General features: G+C 44.8%; 3 protein-coding genes. All 3 read right to left on the reverse strand.

Features of this window, described 5'->3' with window-relative positions; all coding sequences use genetic code 11:
- A partial coding sequence (locus KDK19_RS12010; protein ID WP_257288003.1) for an F-box/WD40 repeat-containing protein occupies nucleotides 1-1,285 on the reverse strand: 1,285 nt, incomplete at its 3' end.
- Nucleotides 1,286-1,563: 278 nt separating this feature from the next.
- Nucleotides 1,564-3,249, reverse strand: a complete 1,686-nt coding sequence (locus KDK19_RS12015; RefSeq protein WP_257292047.1) for an F-box/WD-40 repeat-containing protein — start codon at nucleotides 3,247-3,249, stop codon at nucleotides 1,564-1,566.
- Between the two features lie 260 nt (nucleotides 3,250-3,509).
- Nucleotides 3,510-3,800 (reverse strand): hypothetical protein, encoded by a 291-nt coding sequence (locus KDK19_RS12020; RefSeq protein ID WP_257255142.1) that lies wholly within the window; start codon nucleotides 3,798-3,800, stop codon nucleotides 3,510-3,512.
- Nucleotides 3,801-3,915 lie beyond the last annotated feature (115 nt).

The following is a 3,915-nucleotide window of genomic DNA, read 5'->3' on the forward strand; positions in this document are numbered from 1 at the left end:
CTTTTTCTTCCCATGATCCAGCATTCTGGCTATGGATTTTCGCCTTATGATCTTCACTGGCGGTCACCACATGGAGGCAGTCGGCGCTAAAATTGGCTGATTTGATCCAGAAACCATGTTTAATTGTGCCCATTTTTTTCCACGATCCATCAGCCAGCAGGTCACAGATTATCGCTGTACTAGCAAAAGTGATGATGACCAGATGGCAGCTATCGGCACTGAACCGGGCCGAGCGGGCTCCGGACTCGGTTTGAATGGTAGATGTTACTGCCCATAATCCAGCAGCTGACTGACCATGGATTTCAATAACGAAATTTACAGCATAGAAAATTATCATGTGATGGCCATCAGGGCTAAGCCGGGTCGAGCAGATCGTATTTTTATGAAAAGCGTCCTCTAGTTCCCATGATTCATTGTTCCCCCGACCAGTGATTTTCACCGAATCACCAAAACTGGCAGTCACCACGCGGCGACCATCACCAATGAAGGTGGCTGAAACGAGGTAATTATTATGGGTAATGATGGTTTTTTCTTCCCATGAGCCATCGTCCTCCAGACCATATATTTTCGCTGTAGCATCGTGACCGGCGGTTATCAGATAGCGGCCATCGGGGCTAAAAATGGCTGTTCTGACCCATTCATCATGGGTAATGATGGCTTTTCGTTTCCACGAGCCATCATCCTCCAGACCATAGATTTTCGCTGTTTTATCGCGACTGGCGGTTACCAGATGTTGGCCATCGGGGCTGAAATTGGCTTCGTAGACTCTATCACCATGGGTAATTTCGAGTTTTTCCACTAACTCGAATTTTTTACATAGAGTCATCAGTTTACTGTTGGTGAAAAGTAACTGCGCAGGAAAATGAATATTCTCTTGTTGTTTTATGAGCAACTCAATAGTCTCCTTATTTGCAAACGGCTTCAACCAAGCACGGAGTTGGTGCTCATCTTTTGTATTAATGGTGGTCTTCAGTTGATATTGGTGTGGTGAAGGAAACGAAGGAAAACGGCGATTCCATGCTCTTTCCAGAGCTATATTTTGTTTAACAAGATCGCGAAAATATTTGCATACCTTTGCTAACCGGGTAACCTCTCGCAAACCCAGACAGCGAATAATTTTTGAATGTATTAATTCGGGCAACTCTAAGAATGGGGAGTTATTGTTGTGATACAGAGTAACGTCCCTGCTTTCACTGACACCCGTTGCTGCTTCGTCCAGCTGAGTTTGTTCAAATGTTCGCGAGAGCGGTTCGTGTATGCTGAAATTGCTCTTAATAGGGTTCATCCCTGATTTCTCCGTAGCTCCAAATTCAGTATTTATGCTCGCTTGGAAAGGACATTTAAAATGGATTCGATCTGTTGGAGTCGGTTTTATAGTATAAGTTCAAAAATATTGAGGTCAGTGGAACTCAGTTAAAGAAGAGCACTGATACGGGAAAATAACAGAGAGAAACTTTTTTATTGAGAGCCCGCTGCAAAAGTTGTAGTCAGGTACTCAACATAATGCTGTTTTTAAATCGGTTATCATCAAAAAGACGCTTAATTGCAGGTTGTTTTAGTGGCTTAAACGTCCATCGGATCATCAATCTTTCCTTTGAGTTCAGTGATTCTCGCCTTGTTATCGTGAGTGACGGTGACCACATTTCGGCTATCGGCACTGAAGTTGGCTGAGGTGACTGAACTCTCGTGTCGAATGACGGCTTTTTCTACCCATGTGCCATCAGCCCACAGGCCATAAATTTTCGCCGTGGAATCTAAACTGGCGGTCGCCACAAGGCAACTATCGGGACTGAAGGTGGCTCCATGGATGCAATCTTCGTGGATGATGGCGGCTTTTTTTACCCAGGATTCATCGGCCTGCAGGCCATAGATTTCTGCAGTTCCGCCAACAAAACCGGTGATCAGCAGATGTCGGCTATCGGCGCTGAAGTTGGCTGAGTACAGCCCATAATCATGATCAATTCTGGTTATTTCTTTCCATGATCCATCGTCATGCAGCTTACAGATTTTCGCTGTGCAATCTAAGCTGGTACTTACAAGGTGGCGGCTGTTGGCGCTGAAGTTGATGGAGCTGATGGTGAGCTGGTGTTGAAGGGTTATTTTTTTTACCCATGATCCATCGTCCCCCTGACCATAGATTTTCAGAGCTAAACCTGCACTACAGATCGCCAGATGACGGCCATCGGAGCTGAGCTTGGCCTCGTTGATAACTGTTTCATGAATAATGTCCTCTGCTCTCCATGATCCATCGTCCCCCTGACTACGGATTTTTACCTCATTTTGATTGACGGTCACCACACGGCGGCCATCATCACTAAAGGTGGGTCGAAGGACCAATACATCATGGGAAATGGTGGCTTTTTCTTCCAATGATCCATCATCTTCCTTCAGACCATAGATTTTCACTGTGTCATTGGCGCTGGTGACTACCAGATGGCGACCATCGTTGCTGAAGGTGGCTGAGCTGAACCAAAGTCCAAAAATAATGTTAATGGTGGCTTTTACTCCCAATGAGCCAACGTCCTGAAGATCATGGATTTTAGCTGTGTTATCGCGACTGACGGTCACCAGATAGCGGCCATCGGGGCTGAAGTTGGCAAAGTCGACGCTTTCCTCGTGGGAAATGATGTCTTTTAGTTCCCATAATCCATCGGTCCCCCGGCCGCAGATTTTCGCTGTGTTATCGTGACTGGCGGTTGCCAGATAGCGGCCATCGGGACTGAGTGTGGCAGCGATGATTTTTGCATCATGGGTAATGACAGTTTTTTCCACTAACTTAAATTTTTCACATAGAGACATCAGTTTACTGTTGGTGAAAAGTAATTGAGCAGGAAAATGAACATTCTTTCGTTGTTCTATGAGCGACTTGATGGCGTCCTCATTCGCAAACGGCTTCAACCAAGCACGGAGTTGGTGATCATCTTTTGTCTTAAAGAGGGTCTTTAGTTGATATTGCTGTGGTGAAGGAAACCGGCGACTCCATGCTCTTTCCAGAGCTTTATCATTTTTAACAAGATCGTGAAAATATCTGCATACTTTTGCAAATTGGGTAATCTCTCGAAAACTCAAACAGCGAATAATCTTTAAATGTATTAATTCGGGCAAGCCGGGCAATAAAGGTCCATTTTTGTCATGTACAGTAACGTCTCTGCCTGCAATGACACCCGTTGGTGCTTCCTCCACTTGAGGTGGCTCAGGTGTTGGCGAGAGTAAATTACCAATGCTGGAATTGTTGTTCATTGGGCCCATGTCTGATTCCTTTATGGTTGCAAAGTCAGTATTTATCCTCGCTTAGAAAGGACATTAAAAATTGATCAGGTCTGTTAGACTCGGCTTTAAAGCGGAAGTTCAAAATATTGAGGTCAGTGGAACCCGGGAAAAGAAGAGTTCTGATCCGTGAAAATGATAGAAAAAAGCTTTCTCATTGAGAGACCACTGTAAAATCGTCATCGGGTTCTCGACATAACCCTTGGTTCACAGTCCTTTGGAACCGTTTGTACATGCGGCGGTTAGCTGGGAAGTCTGGACAGAATGAGCTTTAAGGCTCCTTTGATTTCCACATTGTCAGCTTTCAACTCTACGATGTCTGCTTTCAACTCTGCGTTATCTGCTTTCAGTGCAGCAATCGCTTTGTCTTGATGATCAAAACGCTTATCTCGCTCATCAAAACGTTTTTCTTGCTGATCGAACCTTCGGTGCATTTCACCACGGGTTTTACTGGCGTAGCTGACAATACCCGTTAAGGTGTCCCGAATATGGTCAAGCTCTGTTTCGGGCGGTTGTTCAGCGTTTAAGCTCATGCTTTACTCCTGACAAGTGAGTGAGAGCAACAGTCAAATAAAATTGCAACAATCGCAAAGTCAATTACGCTAGACACAAGATAAATCATTAGAAGGTGAATTTATCTTGTGGGTT

It is taken from the genome of Endozoicomonas sp. ONNA1 (assembly GCF_024606325.1).
Classification (GTDB): domain Bacteria; phylum Pseudomonadota; class Gammaproteobacteria; order Pseudomonadales; family Endozoicomonadaceae; genus Endozoicomonas_A.

Coding starts and splice junctions, on each gene's coding strand:
- KDK19_RS12015 (WP_257292047.1), bottom strand. CDS start 3,249: ATGGGCCCAATGAACAACAATTCCAGCATTGGTAATTTACTCTCGCCA.
- KDK19_RS12020 (WP_257255142.1), bottom strand. CDS start 3,800: ATGAGCTTAAACGCTGAACAACCGCCCGAAACAGAGCTTGACCATATT.